Genomic DNA, 303 nt, shown 5'->3' on the forward strand with positions numbered 1-303 from the left:
CCTCCTCCTCGTGGAGTGACAGCGTCTTTTTGCTTCGGTCATCGCTCTTTTCCACATCGATGGCCGCGATAATCCATTTTCTGGCTCCCGTAATCGGGATATCGTATTCCCTGAGCTTCAACTCAATCAAATCATCAGCCAGCCTCCGGTGCACCATATCATTGAAAAACTGCTCGCGGATAATCGGCAGGCTCTTTCTGTAATTTTCACGAAGCCGGCTGACATTGCGCTTCTCTTCGATCTCCTCGTCTAAGTTGGATTTGATCCGCTTCAGGATAGAGGTCAGTTCCTCTACATTTACCG

The 303-nt window shown here is 49.2% G+C and carries 1 pseudogene; it reads right to left on the minus strand.

What is annotated here, in order from left to right:
• Positions 1 to 303, minus strand: a pseudogene (locus NE473_RS31165) (response regulator); the annotation flags it as partial.

Origin of the sequence: Hungatella sp. SL.1.14, from assembly GCF_024460495.1 — a bacterium.
GTDB classification, from domain to species: Bacteria; Bacillota; Clostridia; order Lachnospirales; family Lachnospiraceae; genus Hungatella; species Hungatella hathewayi.